Here is a 17311-nt window from a genome sequence, read left to right on the forward strand (position 1 = left end):
GGCGTGGCGATGTCAGAACGCGAGAAGCAAAGCGGGGGAAGCGCGGGGATTGACCAGTGGCCAGCGCTGCTTGGGCAGGCGTGGCGTGGGTTGTCTGGGTAAGGGTTTGCTCGACTCCCTGGCGAGCAGGGCCAGCAGGCCGAAGAACACCGCCAGCAGGGTGGCGCTGAACAGGCTGGCGATCACGCAGTCGCCGCCGGCGGGCAGCACCGGGTCGGTGACGTCCTGGTCGCCCTTGAACACGCCGCTGCTGTCGGCCGCGCACCAGGCGGCATCGTCCAGGCCGGCCAGGCGCAGCCCGGCCATCTGCCCATGGCCCATGGCGCACAGCAACGCGCCGAACAGGATGCTGAAGTACAGCAGCCAGGCAAGGTGCGCTCTTTGGTGGCGGGCCAGCGTCATGGGCAAAGCTCGGGCGAAGGATAGGGTTGATGGGCGACGGATTCTACAGGTTTTGCGGTATCTGAAAAGCAGCTTGGCGCGCCATCGCTCACGCGCATGGATACATGGGGAGGAGCGTGTTGATTGGGCTGCGCACGCACAGCCTGGTTTGGAGGGGGAAGCGTATGGGCGGTCTTCCCTGCCCAGGCCCATTGTCCGATGGCGTGCGCTGACTTCAGATTCCATTCAGATTCGCGCCTGATAATTCCCCCGTCGAGCCCAATCGGGGGAGTTTCATGAGCCAGATTCAGTGGAGCAGCCTGCTCCCTTTAGCGATCGGTAGCCATACCGACCACCATGCGCACCTGTCGCTTCACCGCGCAGGCGACGCCTCCCGCGCAGACCTGGAGCACTTCATCCACCAGCGCTTTGCCACGGCACACCATGCCGATGTGCAACATTACTTGCCGGAACTGCTGGCGCTCAATGACAGCCGCGGGCGTCTGGTCGCAGCGGCTGGTGTGCGCCTGGCGAACGAGGGGCCGCTGTTCCTCGAGCGTTATCTGGACCAGCCGCTGGAAAGGGAAGTGTCGCGGATAGCCGGCACTGACCTTGAGCGTACCTGTATGGTCGAGGTCGGCAACCTGGCATCACTTAGCGCCGGTAGCGCGCGCATCATGATCATCGCCGTCACGTGGTTGCTGGCTGCGCGCGGCCTGCAATGGGTAGCGTTTACCGGGGCTGCGACATTGATCAACAGCTTCCAGCGGCTGGGACTGGTGCCCACGGTACTGGCGCCGGCCAGTCCCGAGCGCCTTCAAGGCCACGTCGATCAATGGGGGACTTACTACGACCAGCGACCCCAGGTGTATGCCGGGAACATCGGCTACGGTTTCGACGCCCTGACCCAGGCGGGCGTGTTCCAGCGGCTGGGCTTTCCTGTGCTCGTCGAGGAGGCCGGACATGCCGCGTGAACTGGATCGTTTCCATGAACGGTTGTCAGCCTATGCACGTGATCATGCTGAAGCCGTGGCGGTGCAGGGGCAGACTCGACGCTACACCTATCAGCAATTGCTCGGTGAGATAGGCCTGCGGGCCCATGCCTTGCGTCGGCAACCGGCAGGTACATTGGTACTGGCCCTGGACAACGGCCCTGAGCTGTTGTTCTGGGATTTGGCCGCCCTGTTCGCTGAACGCCCCTGCGTGATCGTGCCGCTGTTCTTCAGTGCAGCGCAGTTCGATCACTGTATTGCCCAGAGTGGTGCATCAACCGTGCTGTGCTCGGCGCAGTGGGCAGCGCAGTTGGCGCGGACGGGATTTGCCCAGGAAGGTGAGTTCTGGGTGCGCGAGAGGCCGACTGGCCCTCGATTGCCAGAGGGCACGGCCAAGATCACTTACACCTCTGGCAGCACCGGGAACCCTAAAGGTGTATGCCTGAGCGCTGAAGCCATGCTGCGTGTGGCACGTGAACTGGAGATCGCCAGCCGGCCCACCGAGCCACAGCGGTACCTGGCGGTACTGCCTGTAGGGGTATTGCTGGAGAACCTGGGCGTATACGCCGCGCTGATGGCGGGTGCCTGCGTACAGCTTTATCCGCAGCAACAACTGGGCATGGGCGGCGCCAGCCAGGTGGATTTCAAGCGTTTGCTGGGCGCGATTGCCCTCAGCGGCGCCCAGAGCCTGATCCTCGTGCCGCAACTGTTGATGGGGCTGGTCACGGCCATCGAGCGCGGGTTGATGCGCGTTGGCCCGTTGCGTTTCGTGGCGGTGGGCGGTGCCCGGGTGGCGCCCAGCCTGCTGGCACGGGCCGAGGCGCTCGGTCTGCCTGTGTTCGAAGGCTACGGTCTGTCCGAGTGTGCTTCGGTGGTGGCCTTGAATCGCCCGGGGGCCATACGCCGTGGAAGCGTCGGGAAACCATTGCCCCATGTGCAAGTACGCATTGCCGAGGACGGCGAGGTACTGGTAGCTGGCTCGACGTTGCTGGGTTACCTGGAAGACACGCCTGTCATGGACGAGTGGTGGGCGACGGGCGATCTCGGTCACCTCGACGAAGAGGGCTACCTGTACCTCGATGGACGCAAGAAACACCAGTTCATCACCAGCTTCGGGCGCAACGTCAACCCGGAGTGGGTAGAAGCCGAACTCACCCAGAGCGGTGTCATCGCCCAGGCATTCGTGCATGGCGAAGCCTTGCCGCACAACCTGGCACTGCTTTGGCCTCTTGACCCTGCCGCCAGCAACGAGGCCATCGAGCAGGCTGTGCAGCAGTGCAACGCGCAGCTGCCTGATTACGCCCGGGTACATGCCTGGCGGCGTTTGCCGGCGCCCTTCAGCACCCGTGACGAAACCCTGACCGCCAACGGCCGCCCGCGACGCGAGGCGATCTTGCAGCTCTACCAAACCCTGTTATCCGACATCTCGTTGTGAGGTTCCCCATGTCCTTTTTCGACACCCTGCAACTTCAAACGGCCCAAGAGCGTCAGGCGTTGTTCGCCGTACCGGTGATCCGTGAAGCTTTGGCCGGCCAGGTCAGCCTGGACAGTTACATTGCCTTCCTGACCCAGGCCTACCACCATGTCCGCCATACGGTTCCGCTGATGATGGCCTGTGGCGCGCGCTTGCCGTCGCGCCTGGAGTGGCTGCGCGGCGCGGTGTGCGAGTACATCGATGAGGAGTACGGCCACGAGCAGTGGATCCTCAACGACATCAACGCCTGTGGGGGGGATTGGGAGGCGGTGCGCGATGGTCGGCCGGCGCGGTCGATCGAGCTGATGGTCGCCTACCTCTACGATCTGATCGCCCGTGGCAACCCGGTCGGGCTCTTCGGCATGGTCAACGTGCTCGAAGGCACCAGCATCGCCCTGGCCACCCAAGCGGCGGGCACCATCAAAACCACACTGAACCTGCCTGACAAGGCGTTCAGCTACCTGAGCTCCCATGGTGCGCTCGACCAGGACCACATGGTGACCTACAAGCAACTGATGGACCGCCTCGACGATGGCGCAGACCAGCAGGCCGTCATCCATGCGGCAAAGGTTGTCTACCACTTGTACACCGAAATGTTCCAAGGTTTGCCGCGCGCGGGCCAGCTAGAGGTGCATCATGCGCTTGCCTGAGTCCGTGGTGATCCTCACCGGTGCCAGTGGTGGCATCGGCCTGGAACTGGCCGAACAGTTGTGCGCTGCCGGTGCCCAGGTACTGGCGGTCAGTCGGCACATGGGCAAGCTGGCAGGCTTGATGAATCGCTACCCGGATCGCCTGCGTTGGCAGGAAGCCGACTTGCGCAGCCAGGCGGGGCGCGAACAGGTCGTAAGCCGAGCCCGCGAGATGGGCAATGTCAACGTGCTGATCAACGCGGCCGGCGTGAATCGCTTCGCCTTGCTCGACCAGTTGGACGAGCACGCGCTCGACGAGCTGCTGGACATCAACCTGAAGGCTCCTTTGCAACTGACACGCGCCTGCCTGCCGCTGCTGCGTGCTCAGCCCAGGGCACTGGTGGTCAATGTCGGCTCCACCTATGGCTCGATCGGCTACCCAGGCTATGCCACCTACTGCGCCAGCAAGTTCGCCCTGCGCGGTTTCTCCGAAGCGCTGCGGCGCGAGCTGGCCGATACCACGGTCAATGTCCTGTATGCCGCCCCCCGCGCAACCCGCACCGCGATGAACAGCACGGCCGCGACAGCGCTCAACCAAGCGCTGAAAGTCGGCATGGACGACCCGGCGGATGTCGCCCGCGCAGTGCTCGAGGCGGTGCAGTCCGAGCGCAGCGAGCTTTATCTCGGCTGGCCGGAAAAACTCTTCGTGCGGATCAACGGCATGTTGCCGGGCGTGGTCGACCGCGCACTGCGCAAGCAACTGCCTGTCATTCGCCGCTACATCGGCAGCCACTCCAAGGAGTCGATCAAATGAAACGCCTGCTCATTACCAGCTTGCTGGCATTCGCCCCCTGCACCTGGGCATTGGACCCGGCAGGCACTCAGCACCTGAGCGAGCTGCAGCAGCGCTGGGCGCAGATCCAGTATCAACTGCCCAAGGATAAACGTGCCGACGCCTTTGAAAAGCTGTCCGGCGACGCGGCCGCATTCGTTCACCAGTACCCCGGCACACCTGAGCCGTTGATCTGGGAGGGCATCATCAACAGCAGTTGGGCGGGAGCCACCGGTGGCCTTGGAGCACTGGGCAAGGTCAAGGCGGCGAAAGCCAGCCTGGAGCAGGCCATGAAACTGGACCCCGACGCGCTGCAGGGGTCGGCCTACACCAGCCTGGGCACGCTGTACGACCAGGTTCCCGGCTGGCCAATCGGTTTCGGCGACGCCGACAAGGCTGACGTTCTGCTGCGCAAGGCCTTGCAGATCAACCCCAACGGTATCGACAGCAACTATTTCTGGGCCGATCATCTGTACCGGCAAAAGCGCTACCCGGAGGCTACCGCGGCGTTGCACAAAGCCCTGCAAGCCCCGCCCCGGCCAGGGCGTGAACTGGCAGACCAGGGTCGGCGTACCGATATCGATGCTTTACTCAAGGCGATCAAGGACAAACAGGACTGAACATGCGGCTGCTGCTGGTTGAGGACGACATCGCACTGGGTGAAGGGATCTGTGACGGCTTGCGCCAGGAGGGCTACACCCTCGACTGGCTGCGCGATGGTGTCAGCGGCTTGCATGCGCTGCAGCATGAAGCCTTCGATCTGGTGATTCTGGACCTTGGCTTGCCGCGCATGGACGGCATCGAACTGCTACGGCGGGTACGTGCCGGCGGCGACAGCCTGCCGGTGCTGATTTTAACCGCACGGGACGCGCTGGACGACCGCATCAGCGGCCTCGATGCCGGCGCCGACGATTACTTGGTCAAGCCCTTCGACCTCAACGAGCTCAAGGCACGCTTGCGCGCCTTGCTGCGGCGCAGCGCGGGACGCGCCAAGGTGCTGATCGAACATGCCGGGGTCAGCCTCGACCCTGCTACCCAGCAAGTGCACTACAACGGCATGGAAATCGTGCTGACCCCGAAGGAGTACAGGCTGTTGCACGAGTTGTTGGCGCAACCCGGCAAGGTATTCACCCGTGAGCGCCTGACCCAGCTGCTGTACGGCTGGGACGAAGAGCCCGAGAGCAATACGCTGGAGGTGAACATCTACCACCTGCGCAAGAAACTGTTCAACGGCTTGATCCGCACGGTGCGCGGCATCGGCTACCTGGTAGAGGCCAAGGCATGAGTTCGCTGCGCCAACGCACACTGTGGCGCGTGATGCTGTTGCTGCTGCTCGGCACGGGCCTGCTGGTGCTTTACAACTACCACGACAGCCGCCACGAAATTAACGAGGTGTATGACGCCCACCTCGCCCAGAATGCCCGCCTGCTCCAGGGCGTCATGAGCCTGCCGGTACAGGACGGCTCGCGCGAGGCGCTGTACCAGGCCTTCAACGAGGCCTTGGGGAGGGCAGGGCGACATCAGGTGGGGCACCCCTACGAAAGCAAGCTGGCGTTTCAGGTCTGGCAGGATGGCGGGGCGCTCCTGGTGCATACACCCAGTGCGCCGACCCTCGACCCGCTACCGACGGCGCCAGGCTTCTACGATTTCACCAGCGCCGGCGAACAATGGCGTGGTTTCGTCCTGCCGGTGCCGGAAAAGCACTGGATGATCTGGGTCGGCGAACGGGATGATGTGCGCTACGACCTGATCGACCGCATTGTTCGCCATACCCTGTTTCCGTTCCTGCTCGGCAGCCTGGCGTTGGCGCTGCTGGTCTGGGCCGCGATCGGTTGGGGGCTGCGGCCGTTGCAGAACATGGCCAATGTCATCCGCGGGCGCCACGCCGACTCCCTTGAGCCGTTGCAACTGGTGCCGCTTCCCTCGGAGCTTGAGCCGATGCAGGCCGCCATCAATCGCCTGTTGGCACAGATCGACGACCTGCTACGGCGTGAGCACCGGTTCATTGCCGATGCCGCTCACGAAATGCGCACGCCGCTGGCCGTCCTGCGCCTGCATGCACAGAACGCCCTGGCTGCCAGCAACGACATGGAGCGGCAAAAAGCGTTGGGGTTCCTGATGGACGGGGTCGACCGGCTGACCCGGGTGGTCAACCAGTTGCTGACCCTGGCCCGCGTCGAGCCACGACTGGGGCAGCGCGGCAGTACCCTCGTCGATTTGGCTGAAGTGGTCACCGACACCCTGGCCGACCTGACACCGTGGATACTTGCCCGTGGCCTGGAGCCCTCGCTGGACATCGACGAGGGGGACCATCACCTGGCGATCAATGCCGGCACCCTGGGCATCGCACTCCAGAACCTGGTGTCCAACGCGGTTGAGCATTCACCGCCTGCAGGCCGCATAACGGTGTCACTCCGGCGTCTGGACAATGCTTTCGAGCTGGTGGTAGAGGACGAGGGGCCGGGCATCGCTGAAGCAAGCCTTTCCCGTGTGTTCGAACGCTTCTACAGCCGCAATAACCCCAATGGTGCGGGCCTTGGGCTGTCGATCGTTGCAACCATTATCGATCGTCTTGGCGGGCAGGTGCGCCTGGCTAATCGAGCAGACGGGGGGCTGGCCGCCACCTTGGTGCTACCAATGGACTGAGTCCAGCGGCCGCGAAGCACCTTGCAGACAGTCAGTCGTGCTCTGGCTGGCACCTGAATATCTACCAGAGTGATCCCAGCCATACCACACCCACCCTTTCGCGCACTGACGGCGTAACGCGCAGGCTGCATTTGAGAGGGCTGAGCTGGTGCTGAGGGTATACGCACAAGAAACGGCGCCAAGGTGATGGTGAAGGGGAGGGATGGCGACTTGCCCTGCAAAGCGGCTTGATTTTGCTTTCCAGTACTTCTGCATTTCCAGGCTAGGCCGGTCAATCCCTGCAGGCCGGTGAGGTACTTGAGGTGCCCGCTAGGGGCGATATCGCCGAAGCCGATGGTGGTGTAGGTGGTGAAGGAAAAGTACACGCAGTCGAGCAGACTCCCATCGAAATTGCCGCTGAGCGTGCCTGGAAGTTGCGCGCGCCGATGCGCGCCATCGTCGTGCGGTCGGCGACGCTGACCGAGGCGGGGTTTTCACGGGCGCTGAGGTTGAGCCGCGAGCCGCTTTCGATAGGGCGGTCGAGGTCCAGGGTGATCTTCGTCGTCTATGCCCCGTTCCCCGGCTTGCTGGCATGGGCCTGGTTGGGCCCCAGGGCAGTGAAGGGGCGGGCGGTGCTGCAGGAGAAGTGAACCGAACGGCACCGTCAAGAGGGCCCAGCGTGAGTACAAGGTGCTGGTCATGACGAGGGTGTCCGCTGGAAACTGCGCGAACCCCGTCGCCGCTGTCGAGCACACGCGTCAACATCGTGCGTCACTACTTACCGTGGGTAGCCTCTGCGATTGATGCGACGCGGCGGGGGGATGGCTGACTTCGTCCCACCACTCATCTGTGGCGCCGGAATCAAAACGAATCCTTTACGGCGTGTTGGACTCGTTTGTTGCAGGACCTTGACAAAAAACAGCGAGAAACCTCATGCCCAGCAAGCCCCAGGACCAATTCACCCGGCAAAATCCCCTGACCCAGTACCCTCATCCGCCTTTTCCGGCGCAAGGCCAATCCGCCCCTGGCCTGGATGCCCACATGCAGCCCAAGCCCGACCACGGTGAAACCACCTATAAAGGCTTCGGCCGCCTGGCAGGACGTCGCGCCCTGATCACTGGCGCCGACTCGGGTATCGGGCGCGCCGTGGCCATCGCCTTCGCCCGCGAGGGCGCCGACATCGCCCTCAACTACCTGCCCACGGAGGAGCGTGATGCCCGTGAAGTGGTCCGGCTGATCGAGACCGAAGGCCGCAAGGCCGTGGCGCTTCCCGGCGACCTCAAGGACCCGCGCTTCTGCGGCCAGTTGGTGGACCAGGCCCACGAACAGCTCGGTGGCCTGGATATCCTGGTCAACGTTGCCGGAAAGCAGGTGGCGCGCAAGGACATTGGCCAGATCACCCACGAGCAGTTCGATCACACCCTCAAGACCAACGTCTACGCACTGTTCTGGTTGTGCCAGGCGGCCGTGCCGCTGATGCCGGCCGGGGCGACCATCATCAACACCGCCTCGATCCAGTCCTACCAGCCATCGGCGACGCTGCTCGACTACGCCACCACCAAGGCCGCCATCGTTGCCTTCACCAAGGCGCTGGCCAAGCAGGTGATCGAACGCGGCATCCGCGTCAACGCGGTGGCCCCGGGCCCGATCTGGACCGTGCTGCAGCCCAGTGGCGGTCAGCCGCCGGAAAAGATCCCCGACTTCGGTGGGCATACACCGATGAAACGCCCGGGCCAGCCCGCCGAGTGCGCCCCGTTGTACGTGCTGCTGGCCAGCCAGGAGTCGAGCTATATCACCGGGGAGGTGTTCGGCGTCACCGGGGGTAATCCACTGCCATAGGGCAAAGTCGAATAAACCTTGGCCACGCCGCGCAGTCAGTCCTTGTAAGAGCCCCAAATATAGGCGGGCCAGGGAGGTGACTGATGAAACTCGTCTGCCTGCTGCGTGGCTGCCAGTGACGTAGCCTGCTGGCCCGGGAAATCGCCGGGCTTCACTGCCAGTGCTGCGAACGCTGCGGCGCGCTGCGCTATAGCCAGCCTGGCCAACCGTTCGACGCGTAGGAGCCGACCATGGCCCGGGCAATCTGGAAAGGCGCGATCAGCTTCGGCCTCGTGCACATCCCCGTCTCCCTCAACACTGCCGTGCGCACCGAGCGTGTGGATTTCGACTGGCTCGACAAGCGCAGCATGGAGCCGGTGGGCTACAAGCGGGTGAACAAGGTGACCGGCAACGAGATCGACAAGGAGCACATCGTCAAAGGCGTGGAGTTCGAGAAGGGCCGCTATGTGGTGATCAGCGAGGAGGAAATTCGCAAGGCGCGGCCCGAGGCGACCCAGACCATCGATATCTTCTCGTTCGTCGAGGCCGGGGAGATCCCGCTGCAACAGTTCGACACGCCTTATTACCTGAGCCCCGACCGGCGTGGCGGCAAAGTGTACGCCTTGCTGCGCGAGACCTTGCATAGCACTGGCAAGGTGGCCCTGGCCACAGTCGTACTGCACACCCGCCAGCACTTGGCCCTGCTGCGCCCGCTGGAGGACGCGCTGGTGATGATCACCCTGCGCTGGCCCGAGGAGGTGCGTGGCCTGGAGTCGCTGGAACTGGACAAGAGCGTGACCGACAGCAAGCTGGACAAGCGCGAACTGGACATGGCCAGGAAGCTGGTGCAAGACATGAGCGGGCCATGGACACCCGACGAGTACCATGACGCGTTTCGCCAGACCATCCTCGACCTGGTGCAAGAGAAGGCCAGCAAGGGCAAGATCGAGACCGTGGACAAAGGCGAGGGTGCGCCAGCGGAGAAGGGCGCGGACATCATCGACCTTACCGAATTGCTCAAGCGCAGCCTTGGTGGCAAGGCCAAGGCGAAGAAACCGGCGGCCAAGCGACCGCGCAAAGCGTCATAGTGTATTGCCCTGTCATGACGGCAATTGCCCCTCCAGTCCCCTCAGGTAATCCCCGAAGCCCTGGCGAACCCGGCTGTCCCGGCGACTGCTGGTGGCCACGCTGTGCGCCGCGGTCCAGACGATCTGCGCGCCACTGGCCTCGAGGGCCAGCACCAGTTGTACATCTTCGTGGGCCGGCAGTGGCTGGAAGCCGCCGACGCGCTCATAGGCCTTGGCGCACACGCCCAGGTTGGCGCCGTGGATATGCCGGTGCCCCTCCTGAGCCTGGTATCGGCTACGGTACAACCGGCGCAGGGCGGCGCCCTGCCAGGGCTGCCAGCGCTCGATGTGCACGGTGCCGCAGACCGCGTCGGCGTGCCATTGCAGCTGCGACACCAGCCAGTGTACGGGCACGCGACTGTCGGCGTCGGTGAAGGCCAGCCACTGGGCGCCGCGCTCGATCATCCACGCCGCGCCCAGGCGTCGGGCAATGCCGACGTTGCCAGCCTGCAGTTCCAGGGTGTGCACGCCATGACGGCGAGCGATGCGCGCGCTGGCGTCGACACAGCGATCGAGCACCACCAGCACCTCGACCACCAGGCCCGCCGCCTCGGCCCGTGCCACCGCCAGCTTGAGGGCGGCCAGGCAGTGCCCGAGGCGGCGGGCTTCGTTGTGGGCAGGAATGATGACGGCGATCATGGGCAGGTCTCGTCCAGGTCCACGACGCGGGGTTGGCACGACCAGTACTCGAGCAGGAAGTCCGCCTCCTCGTGGCGCAGCAGCGGGTACAGCGGTAGGTGTCGGGCCAGCAGCGCGTGGACCTCGCGACCCTCCTGCGGGCAACCGGCGATGGGATGAAGCCAGTGACAGGCCAGCAGACCGCCGTCATGGCTCAGGCAGGCCACCGATTGCTCGATCACCTGCAGCCACTCGGTGGGGTCCAGGTAGTAGCCGATCTCGCTCAGCACGATCAGGTCGAACTGTCCGCCCGGCCAGTCGCCCGGCAGGTGCCCCTGTTCGACGTGTGCATGGCTCACACCCGCCAGCCGCTGGCGGGCCAGGGCCACGGCGGTGGCGTCGATGTCCTGGCACACCAGGTCGGCGCAGCGCTCGGCCAGCAGGACGCTCAGTTCACCGTTGGCGCAGCCCGGCTCGAACACACGTTCATAGCCTTGGCGAGGCAGGCTGGCCAGGGCCAGGTCGCGTTTGCGTCGTTCGTACCAGCGAGTACGAAAGGCCCACGGGTCATCGTTGCCGGCATACAGATCGGCGAAATACTGCGCGTCGAGGCTCATGGCGACTCCGTTGACAGGAAGACCAGTTCGAAGGGTTGCAGCAAGCAGGCCTGCAGCTGTTCGGGCAGTACCGGCGGATGATCGCCATCAGGCTGCAATTGGCTGGCATGGGCGGCCAGGGCCTCACGCTTGCGCGCCAGGCGCGCTTCGTCGAGCGGCAGGCGATGGGCACGGGACCAAGGCAGGCGCGCATCGTCGGGAGCGGCCCAGTGCCAAGCCCATACCGGCACCTCGGCCAGCTGCGCGCGGCGCGACTGGGCCGCCCTGGCGCAGGCGCGGCCGGCCGCTTCATGATCGCAGTGCCCATCCCCGCGCCAGGTGCTCAGCAGCAGGTCATCGGGCTGGAGCAACTGCTCCAGGTGCGTGACCAGGAAGGCTTCATCGCGGGGCAGGGCGCCGTCCTTGAGGTTGAGTCGTCGCCACTTGACCCGGTTGAGGTCCAGCTCCAGCTTTTGCAGGGCATGGCGGCTCTCCAAAGGGCGCTGATGGCGCAGACGGTGCTCTGTCCATTGGCTGGAATGCGGATGGCTGGCCTCGCCGTTGGTGGCGGAAATCAGCACCAGGTCCTGTTCCCGGCCGTGGAAGCTGGCCAACAGGCCGCCGGCCATGAGGATTTCATCGTCCGGGTGCGGGGCCAACAGCACCAGCCGCCTGCCGGGCGGGCACAGCCGAGCGGGCGTCAGCCAGGTGGCACGGGCCAGATGCGCGGACTGCTGCCAGGCGCTCCATGGTGTGCCGGTGGCGGCCTGTATCAGGTTCTGGCTCATAGCTGCCATGCTCCTGCCGGCCTGTCGGTCAGTTGCCGGCCCAGCTCGGCCAGGTCGCGCTCAGCGTGACTTTGCCGCAGGTACACCGGCAGGTCGGCGCTGAGCCGGGCGAAATGGCTGCTGCGGCAGAACGGCGTGGCGCCCAGCGCGTGGCCGACATGCTGGATGACCAACTCGACCGCCTGCTCGACCTGGGCGCGGGTGCGGCGTACCTCGAAACTGGCATCATCGTGAGGGTGCTGGTCGATCCAGGCGGCGCACTCACGCAGGGCGGCGCGGGCCCCGAGCAGGGCGGCATCGACGGCGCCCAGGTGGGCATCGGCGTGCGGGTCGGGCCGGGGTTTGCGGCAGTGTTCGCGCAAGTAGTCCGCCAGGGCTTCGGCCGCGCCATACCAACAGGCGGCAATGCCCGCGCCACCGTGCCAGAAGCCCGGGCGGGACAGGTACTGCCGGGGCTCGCCGATGACCAGCCCCGGCGAGTCGTCGAACGCGATGGCGACACTGGCGGTGGCGGCCATGCCAACGGCCTGCCAGTGGTCGGTCTGGATGCGCTGGCTGGGATGGGGCAGCTCGATGGCCACCAGTTGAGGCTGTTCGTCGTCCCAGGCGGTCAGCAGCGCACGGTCGATCTGCAACGCCCCCGAACACCAGGCCTTGCGGCCTTGCAGGCGGACCTGCTCGCCGTCCCGGGCGACGATGCGGGTGCGGGCATCCGGTGGCTCCGCAGCCCACACGCCCCAGATTCCTTCGCCGGCATGATGGGCGGCGCCGCATTCGGCGAGGATCGCCAGGGCGTCGGTATGACCTTCATAGAGTTTGGCCAGGCTGAGATCGCAACCGGCGACCCGCGCCAGGGCCCGCCAGCGTTCGAGGGTGCGGCCCTGGCCCGGCAGGGGCAGCAGGTCGAGGTGATCGGCGTGCAGCGCATGCAGTAATTCCGGCAGCAGGGTGTCGAGGTTAATGGTCAGCGGCCGCGCGCCGAAACGGCGCAACAGGCGGTCGAGGTGGGTAAGGTCGAAGTCCTGGGCGATGCTCATGGGCTAGGCGCTCCTTGGGTATTCTTCTTCCAGCCACGCAGGTTCATGGCGCACAGGCAGAACTGCAGGACGATCAGTGCCCAGGCCTGCACCTGCCAGCCCCAGGCCACCCACAACACGTTGCTGCCGATGAAGCAGCAGAAGCCGATGCGTCTTCGCCGCGGGAGGCGCGAGCCGATACACCATGCAGCCGCGACGGTCAGCAGCATGGCGGGCCATTGCAGCAGATCCACCACGCGTTCCATCAGTCAATCCCCAGCTGCTTGCGCATGCGCACGGTGATCGATTGGCGGGTTCCGGCCATGTCAGCCCACGGATCATCCACCTCGGCAAGCCGCGTCAGTAGATTGCCAATGTTCCATTGGTTGGCGCCTTTGAGCTGGGTCAGTTCCTCGCGCCAGATCGGCACCGACACCGGCAGGCCCTCGCGGGCGCGCAGCGAGTAGGCAGCGACGGTGGTGGCACCCCTACCGTTGCGCAGGTAGTCGATGAAGATCCGCCCGACCCGGTTCTTCGGCCCGGACACGGCACTGAGGCGATCGGGGAACAGCCCGGCCATGTGCTCGACCAAGGCATGGCTGAAGTCCTTCACCTCGTCCCAGCCGGCGCGCCGGGTCAACGGCACGACGAGGTGCATGCCCTTGCCGCCGCTGGTCTTGAGAAACACCTTCAGGCCCAGCTCGTCTAGCAGCGTGAGGGTCAGCTGGGTGGCCTCGAGCATGGCTTTCCACGGCAGCGCCGGATCAGGGTCGAGGTCGAGGACGAAACGGTCGGGCCTGTCAAAGTCCTTGTCGGTGGCATTCCAAGTGTGCAGTTCGAGCATGTTCATCTGCACCGCGCCCAGCAGGCTGTCGGCGCGGTTGAGCACCATGGCTGCCTGGCCTGCCTGAGCCTTGCTGTAGTTGAGTACGTGGGGGATATGCAGCTGGCCGGGGTTTTTCTGGAAGAACAGTTCGCCGCCCAGGCCATCCGGCGCCCGGACCAGGGCTACAGGCCGATCCTTGAGCTGTGGCAGCAGCCAGTCGGCAACCTGGGCGTAGTACTGTGCGACCTCGCGCTTGGTGGTGCCGGTGGTTGCGTCGATCACGCGGTCGGGGTGGGTCAGGCGCAGGGGGGGCAGGCCCTCGGGGCGTGCCTGTGCTGCGCGCTTGGCGGGCATCGCTTGCTCCAGATCGATGTCGGTGGCGGGTTTGTCGTCGCGCAGGCCGTGGAACACCGAGTGGCGCACGATGCCTTCGCGGGTCATCTGGGCATAGGCGACTTCCGCCAGCAGGTGCGGCTTGAGCCAGTGCACGCCGCGGACATCAGCCCCGGTAGGGGGGCTTACCAAGGGAGGCTTGGCGGCCTGCAGCGGCTTCAGGCGGGCGAGGATGCTGTCCAGCGTGGTGGCGCTGAAGCCGGTGCCGACCTTGCCGGCGTAGCGCAGCTGGCCGCTGTCGTGATCGTGCAGGGCCAGCAGCAGGGCGCCGAAACCATGACGGCTGCCCTTGGGGTCGGTGTAACCGACGATCACGAATTCCTGGCGCTGCTTGCACTTGAGCTTGATCCAGTCGCTACTGCGCCGGCCGATATAGGGGCTGTCGGCGCGTTTGCCGATCAGCCCCTCGAGTTCCAGCCGGCAGGCGCTTTCGAGCAGCGAGTCGACCGGCTCCGTGAAGTCGGCGGAATAGCTCAGCAGCGGCGAAGCGTTGTCTTCCAGCAACTTGGCCAGGGTGGCGCGACGTGCCTGTAGCGGCAGCTCGCGCAAGTCCTCGTCTCCCAGCCAGGGCAAGTCGAACAGGTAATAGGTGATGCGTTCGTCGTGCTCGGTGTCGAAGGCGTTCTGCAAGGCCTGGAAGTCGGCCACACCGTTATCGCCGACTACCACCATTTCGCCGTCCAGCCATGCCGCATCGAGCCCCAGTGCCCTGAGCGCCTTGACCTGACGGGGCATCTTCGCGCTCCAGTCGTGGCCATTGCGGGTGAACAGGCGCACGTCGTCACCGTCGATGCGCGCCAGGACCCGGTAGCCATCGAACTTGACTTCGTAGCGCCAGTCGCCGCTGGGCGGGGAGTCGACCAACGTGGCCAGTTGCGGCTGCAGCAGCTCCGGCAGGGGCTTGCGGCCGGCCTTGCGCGTGGCGGCGGGTGCCTTGGCCGGGCGCCGTGGCGGCAGGGTACGCTCGCTCAGCACGCTGTCCGGCAGGGCCTCGACGACGCTGTAGTCAGTTTCACTGCGTGCTTGTCCGTCATGGGACTTGACCAGCATCCATTGCTCTTTCTTGCCGGCCAGGTGGGTGCGGAACAGGTTCCAGACCCCCGATAGTTTCTCGCCCTGCAGGCGAAAGCGCAGTTTGCCCTTGGCATAGGCTTCGCGCGGGTCGCCTTCGGGTTCCCAGACACCCCGGTCCCAGACGATGACATCGCCGGCGCCGTAATGGCCTTCGGGGATGTGCCCTTCGAAGTTGGCGTAATCCAGCGGGTGATCCTCCACATGCACCGCCAGGCGCCGGACCTTGGGATCGAGCGAGGGCCCCTTGGGGATCGCCCAGCTCTTGAGGGTGCCGTCGAGTTCCAGCCGGAAGTCGTAGTGCAGGTGGCTGGCATCGTGCTTCTGGATGCAGTACTGCAGCGCATGGGCCGAGCGGGGGCGGGCGCGCTTGCCGGCCGGCTCGGGCGTGGCGTTGAAATCGCGCTTGCGCTGGTACTCCTGCAGGGGCTTGGCCATGGCGGGCTCCGGGAGGGTTCGCGGGTCTCAAGATTGGGAGGCGGCGGTGCTGCGCGGAGTTCAAAAAAAGGCGGGGCGGGGGCTGAAAGAAACTCTGAATCATTTCGCACTGGGGGGAGTCGACCGATTGAAGCCCACTGACGGAGAACGTTCATGCCCACACCCGATGACCCAAGACCGCAGGTTGATATCGACGACACCGAGGACCGCATGGGCACTGTCCGCGAGCTGGATTTCAGCGAACGCCACGATGAGCGCCAGGGCCGTGTCGGCGACGAACGTCCAGCGCGCGAGCTCGCCCAGGACTACCCGCCCCGGCGTGTCGCCGAAAGCGGCATGACCGGTGGCGAGGCCCTGAGCGACAGCCTGCATGAGGACAACGTGACCCTCGACGACCTGAGCCCTGACACGCTGTTTGATGAAACCGGTGCTCGCGATCCACATGAGCCTGGTACAGGCAGCGGCCCTGCCGACCAGACCCTGCGCGAGGTGCAAGCCCATGAAATCGGTGGCGGCTTCGGCCTGGACGAGGCCGAACTGGCCCGCTCGGCGCCGTTGGACGGCGAGCCATGGACCGACGACGTGGCCTCTGAAGACGACGGGAGAGAACCCTGATGAACGAGCAACGCTGTGCCTGCAACCACTGCTCCTGCACCGTGGATGCCAATGCCGTGGTCCAGGATGGCAAGGCTTATTGCTGCGAAGCCTGCGCGACAGGGCATCGCAATGGTGAGCCTTGCCGTATGGCGGACTGTAAATGTGGCGAGCTGACCCAACCGAAGGAGAGCACTGTCGATAACGCATTGGATGAAACGTTCCCGGCGAGTGATCCCATTTCGCCGTGATGACCAGGTGCTTGAGGATGTGAGACGGGAGAGCCAGCGCATCGTCGAGATCAAGTCGTAACTCGCCCGTGATGCATTCTTTTGCGACCAACCTCATTCCCTGACCGACCTTGTCGTCGTAGATGATGAGAGTTTCCAGGAGGATTTCGTGATACGCCATGGGCCACATGTACCCATTCTAAGGGTGCAAACCAGCGGCATTCGACTATTTCCCCGGCCGCTTGCGGTGTTACCGGGGGTTCAAAGCGCGCTCCCATTGTGATTGGCACGACTGGGCCAAGACGTGGATCAGCAACATTCAACCCGCCAGTGTCTTGATCAACTGCTCATTGAAGGCCGGGATATCTTTTCGCCGGGATCGTGCGGCACTTCATCGATATAGGGGGCCGTGTGGTTGGGGTCGATCATGGGCTGTTACCTCGTCGGAGAATTCGCGGCCTTGTATCCCGCCAGTACCGGAACTGTTCAATACGATCCCCAGGGCGAACGCTGTCGCCCTGGTTGGACTCCCGTCGTAATTAACGTTCCTTATCCATGCCCTGGTCTTGGTCGCGTTGATGACCACCGACTTTTCCCGTATCGGAAAGGTTATCCCTGTCGTCAGGCTGCTCCATCGATTGCCCACCTTGCCGCCCGGTGTCCTGAGACTGTGCCCAGTCCTTGTCGGTCTTGTCTTCAGGGCGCTGGCCGCTCTGCTGACCGCCTTTCTGCCGATCGGTCATGTCGCCTGCCGAGCCGTGGCCCCCTTGCTGGCCGGCGTTGCCCACGTTGGTATCGGCGTTACGGTCGCCGCCCTTGTCTTGATTGTTAGCCATGATGGCTTACCTCTGGTCGAACACAGG

Annotated in this window: 19 protein-coding genes and 2 pseudogenes; 12 read left to right on the plus strand and 9 right to left on the minus strand. The window is 64.8% G+C overall.

Features of this window, described 5'->3' with window-relative positions; genetic code table 11:
• Positions 1–12: 12 nt before the first annotated feature.
• Entirely contained in the window at positions 13–402 is a 390-nt protein-coding gene (locus PSEEN_RS12745) for a DUF2946 family protein (RefSeq protein ID WP_011533928.1), read from the minus strand.
• 275 nt (positions 403–677) lie between these two features.
• Between PSEEN_RS12745 and PSEEN_RS12750 the strand changes: the two genes are divergently transcribed.
• Genes PSEEN_RS12750 through PSEEN_RS12780 form a run of 7 tightly spaced genes read left to right on the plus strand, consistent with a single transcriptional unit; the run spans position 678 to position 6954 of the window.
• A complete protein-coding gene (locus tag PSEEN_RS12750; RefSeq protein WP_011533929.1) occupies positions 678–1355 on the plus strand; it encodes a thermostable hemolysin in 678 nt (225 codons plus the stop codon).
• Positions 1345–2808, plus strand: a complete 1464-nt coding sequence (locus PSEEN_RS12755; protein WP_011533930.1) for an AMP-binding protein — start codon at positions 1345–1347, stop codon at positions 2806–2808. Before PSEEN_RS12750 ends, PSEEN_RS12755 begins: the two co-directional genes overlap by 11 nt.
• An 8-nt stretch (positions 2809–2816) precedes the next feature.
• Positions 2817–3497 carry an iron-containing redox enzyme family protein gene (locus tag PSEEN_RS12760; protein ID WP_011533931.1) on the plus strand — a complete coding sequence of 227 codons (681 nt, stop codon included), beginning with the start codon at positions 2817–2819 and terminating at the stop codon, positions 3495–3497.
• Complete coding sequence (locus PSEEN_RS12765) at positions 3484–4290, plus strand: SDR family oxidoreductase (RefSeq protein ID WP_011533932.1); 807 nt, start codon at positions 3484–3486, stop codon at positions 4288–4290. The genes PSEEN_RS12760 and PSEEN_RS12765 overlap by 14 nt, the downstream gene beginning before the upstream one ends.
• Positions 4287–4928: a tetratricopeptide repeat protein gene (locus PSEEN_RS12770; protein ID WP_011533933.1), complete on the plus strand. Its 642-nt coding sequence runs from the start codon at positions 4287–4289 to the stop codon at positions 4926–4928. Before PSEEN_RS12765 ends, PSEEN_RS12770 begins: the two co-directional genes overlap by 4 nt.
• A gap of 2 nt (positions 4929–4930) precedes the next feature.
• Positions 4931–5593: a response regulator gene (locus tag PSEEN_RS12775; RefSeq protein ID WP_011533934.1), complete on the plus strand. Its 663-nt coding sequence runs from the start codon at positions 4931–4933 to the stop codon at positions 5591–5593.
• A complete protein-coding gene (locus tag PSEEN_RS12780) occupies positions 5590–6954 on the plus strand; it encodes a sensor histidine kinase (RefSeq protein WP_011533935.1) in 1365 nt (454 codons plus the stop codon). The genes PSEEN_RS12775 and PSEEN_RS12780 overlap by 4 nt, the downstream gene beginning before the upstream one ends.
• A 231-nt stretch (positions 6955–7185) precedes the next feature.
• On the opposite strand, the pseudogene PSEEN_RS26165 reads toward PSEEN_RS12780, so the two are convergent.
• Positions 7186–7361, minus strand: a pseudogene (locus PSEEN_RS26165) (potassium channel family protein); the annotation flags it as partial.
• A 505-nt stretch (positions 7362–7866) separates the two neighbouring features.
• On the opposite strand from PSEEN_RS26165, the gene PSEEN_RS12790 reads away from it, so the two are divergent.
• The 3 genes and pseudogenes from PSEEN_RS12790 (at position 7867) to ku (ending at position 9839) form a co-directional block, all read left to right on the plus strand.
• Positions 7867–8772, plus strand: coding sequence for an SDR family oxidoreductase (locus PSEEN_RS12790; protein WP_011533937.1), 906 nt, complete (start codon positions 7867–7869; stop codon positions 8770–8772).
• Positions 8773–8855: 83 nt separating this feature from the next.
• Positions 8856–8993: pseudogene (locus PSEEN_RS27180) on the plus strand (PSPA7_2676 family Cys-rich small protein).
• A 9-nt stretch (positions 8994–9002) separates the two neighbouring features.
• Positions 9003–9839, plus strand: a complete 837-nt coding sequence (gene ku / locus PSEEN_RS12795; protein ID WP_011533938.1) for a non-homologous end joining protein Ku — start codon at positions 9003–9005, stop codon at positions 9837–9839.
• A gap of 12 nt (positions 9840–9851) precedes the next feature.
• Here ku and PSEEN_RS12800 read toward each other — a convergent pair whose 3' ends face one another.
• The 6 genes from PSEEN_RS12800 to ligD are packed head-to-tail and all read right to left on the minus strand — an operon-like array spanning position 9852 to position 15624.
• Positions 9852–10517, minus strand: coding sequence for a glycosyltransferase (locus PSEEN_RS12800; RefSeq protein WP_011533939.1), 666 nt, complete (start codon positions 10515–10517; stop codon positions 9852–9854).
• Positions 10514–11113: a class I SAM-dependent methyltransferase gene (locus PSEEN_RS12805; protein WP_011533940.1), complete on the minus strand. Its 600-nt coding sequence runs from the start codon at positions 11111–11113 to the stop codon at positions 10514–10516. Before PSEEN_RS12805 ends, PSEEN_RS12800 begins: the two co-directional genes overlap by 4 nt.
• Positions 11110–11880 carry a PIG-L deacetylase family protein gene (locus tag PSEEN_RS12810; RefSeq protein ID WP_011533941.1) on the minus strand — a complete coding sequence of 257 codons (771 nt, stop codon included), beginning with the start codon at positions 11878–11880 and terminating at the stop codon, positions 11110–11112. The genes PSEEN_RS12805 and PSEEN_RS12810 overlap by 4 nt, the downstream gene beginning before the upstream one ends.
• Positions 11877–12917 (minus strand): acyl-CoA dehydrogenase family protein, encoded by a 1041-nt coding sequence (locus PSEEN_RS12815; protein WP_011533942.1) that lies wholly within the window; start codon positions 12915–12917, stop codon positions 11877–11879. The genes PSEEN_RS12810 and PSEEN_RS12815 overlap by 4 nt, the downstream gene beginning before the upstream one ends.
• The gene (locus tag PSEEN_RS12820; protein ID WP_011533943.1) at positions 12914–13162 is read right to left on the minus strand and encodes a hypothetical protein; all 249 of its coding nucleotides are present in this window, start codon (positions 13160–13162) and stop codon (positions 12914–12916) included. Before PSEEN_RS12820 ends, PSEEN_RS12815 begins: the two co-directional genes overlap by 4 nt.
• A complete protein-coding gene (ligD, locus tag PSEEN_RS12825; RefSeq protein ID WP_011533944.1) occupies positions 13162–15624 on the minus strand; it encodes a DNA ligase D in 2463 nt (820 codons plus the stop codon). Before ligD ends, PSEEN_RS12820 begins: the two co-directional genes overlap by 1 nt.
• Positions 15625–15777: 153 nt before the next feature.
• Between ligD and PSEEN_RS12830 the strand changes: the two genes are divergently transcribed.
• Together PSEEN_RS12830 and PSEEN_RS26170 are read left to right on the plus strand one after the other, a co-directional pair.
• Positions 15778–16239 (plus strand): hypothetical protein, encoded by a 462-nt coding sequence (locus PSEEN_RS12830; RefSeq protein WP_044488087.1) that lies wholly within the window; start codon positions 15778–15780, stop codon positions 16237–16239.
• Positions 16239–16469 (plus strand): metallothionein, encoded by a 231-nt coding sequence (locus PSEEN_RS26170; RefSeq protein ID WP_011533946.1) that lies wholly within the window; start codon positions 16239–16241, stop codon positions 16467–16469. Before PSEEN_RS12830 ends, PSEEN_RS26170 begins: the two co-directional genes overlap by 1 nt.
• 518 nt (positions 16470–16987) lie before the next feature.
• Here the strand turns inward: PSEEN_RS26170 and PSEEN_RS12835 are convergent.
• A complete protein-coding gene (locus PSEEN_RS12835; RefSeq protein ID WP_011533947.1) occupies positions 16988–17284 on the minus strand; it encodes a hypothetical protein in 297 nt (98 codons plus the stop codon).
• Positions 17285–17311: the final 27 nt, after the last annotated feature.

It is taken from the genome of Pseudomonas entomophila L48 (assembly GCF_000026105.1).
Classification (GTDB): Bacteria; Pseudomonadota; Gammaproteobacteria; order Pseudomonadales; family Pseudomonadaceae; genus Aquipseudomonas; species Aquipseudomonas entomophila.

What these genes read in the sequence shown, in the direction of transcription:
- PSEEN_RS12835 (WP_011533947.1), bottom strand. Translation starts at nt 17,284, where the DNA reads ATGGCTAACAATCAAGACAAGGGCGGCGACCGTAACGCCGATACCAAC.
- PSEEN_RS12810 (WP_011533941.1), bottom strand. Translation starts at nt 11,880, where the DNA reads ATGAGCCAGAACCTGATACAGGCCGCCACCGGCACACCATGGAGCGCC.
- PSEEN_RS12830 (WP_044488087.1), top strand. Translation starts at nt 15,778, where the DNA reads ATGCCCACACCCGATGACCCAAGACCGCAGGTTGATATCGACGACACC.
- PSEEN_RS12815 (WP_011533942.1), bottom strand. Translation starts at nt 12,917, where the DNA reads ATGAGCATCGCCCAGGACTTCGACCTTACCCACCTCGACCGCCTGTTG.
- PSEEN_RS12755 (WP_011533930.1), top strand. Translation starts at nt 1,345, where the DNA reads ATGCCGCGTGAACTGGATCGTTTCCATGAACGGTTGTCAGCCTATGCA.
- PSEEN_RS12800 (WP_011533939.1), bottom strand. Translation starts at nt 10,517, where the DNA reads ATGATCGCCGTCATCATTCCTGCCCACAACGAAGCCCGCCGCCTCGGG.
- PSEEN_RS26170 (WP_011533946.1), top strand. Translation starts at nt 16,239, where the DNA reads ATGAACGAGCAACGCTGTGCCTGCAACCACTGCTCCTGCACCGTGGAT.
- PSEEN_RS12765 (WP_011533932.1), top strand. Translation starts at nt 3,484, where the DNA reads ATGCGCTTGCCTGAGTCCGTGGTGATCCTCACCGGTGCCAGTGGTGGC.
- PSEEN_RS12770 (WP_011533933.1), top strand. Translation starts at nt 4,287, where the DNA reads ATGAAACGCCTGCTCATTACCAGCTTGCTGGCATTCGCCCCCTGCACC.
- PSEEN_RS12750 (WP_011533929.1), top strand. Translation starts at nt 678, where the DNA reads ATGAGCCAGATTCAGTGGAGCAGCCTGCTCCCTTTAGCGATCGGTAGC.
- ligD (WP_011533944.1), bottom strand. Translation starts at nt 15,624, where the DNA reads ATGGCCAAGCCCCTGCAGGAGTACCAGCGCAAGCGCGATTTCAACGCC.
- PSEEN_RS12775 (WP_011533934.1), top strand. Translation starts at nt 4,931, where the DNA reads ATGCGGCTGCTGCTGGTTGAGGACGACATCGCACTGGGTGAAGGGATC.
- ku (WP_011533938.1), top strand. Translation starts at nt 9,003, where the DNA reads ATGGCCCGGGCAATCTGGAAAGGCGCGATCAGCTTCGGCCTCGTGCAC.
- PSEEN_RS12745 (WP_011533928.1), bottom strand. Translation starts at nt 402, where the DNA reads ATGACGCTGGCCCGCCACCAAAGAGCGCACCTTGCCTGGCTGCTGTAC.
- PSEEN_RS12790 (WP_011533937.1), top strand. Translation starts at nt 7,867, where the DNA reads ATGCCCAGCAAGCCCCAGGACCAATTCACCCGGCAAAATCCCCTGACC.
- PSEEN_RS12805 (WP_011533940.1), bottom strand. Translation starts at nt 11,113, where the DNA reads ATGAGCCTCGACGCGCAGTATTTCGCCGATCTGTATGCCGGCAACGAT.
- PSEEN_RS12780 (WP_011533935.1), top strand. Translation starts at nt 5,590, where the DNA reads ATGAGTTCGCTGCGCCAACGCACACTGTGGCGCGTGATGCTGTTGCTG.
- PSEEN_RS12820 (WP_011533943.1), bottom strand. Translation starts at nt 13,162, where the DNA reads ATGGAACGCGTGGTGGATCTGCTGCAATGGCCCGCCATGCTGCTGACC.
- PSEEN_RS12760 (WP_011533931.1), top strand. Translation starts at nt 2,817, where the DNA reads ATGTCCTTTTTCGACACCCTGCAACTTCAAACGGCCCAAGAGCGTCAG.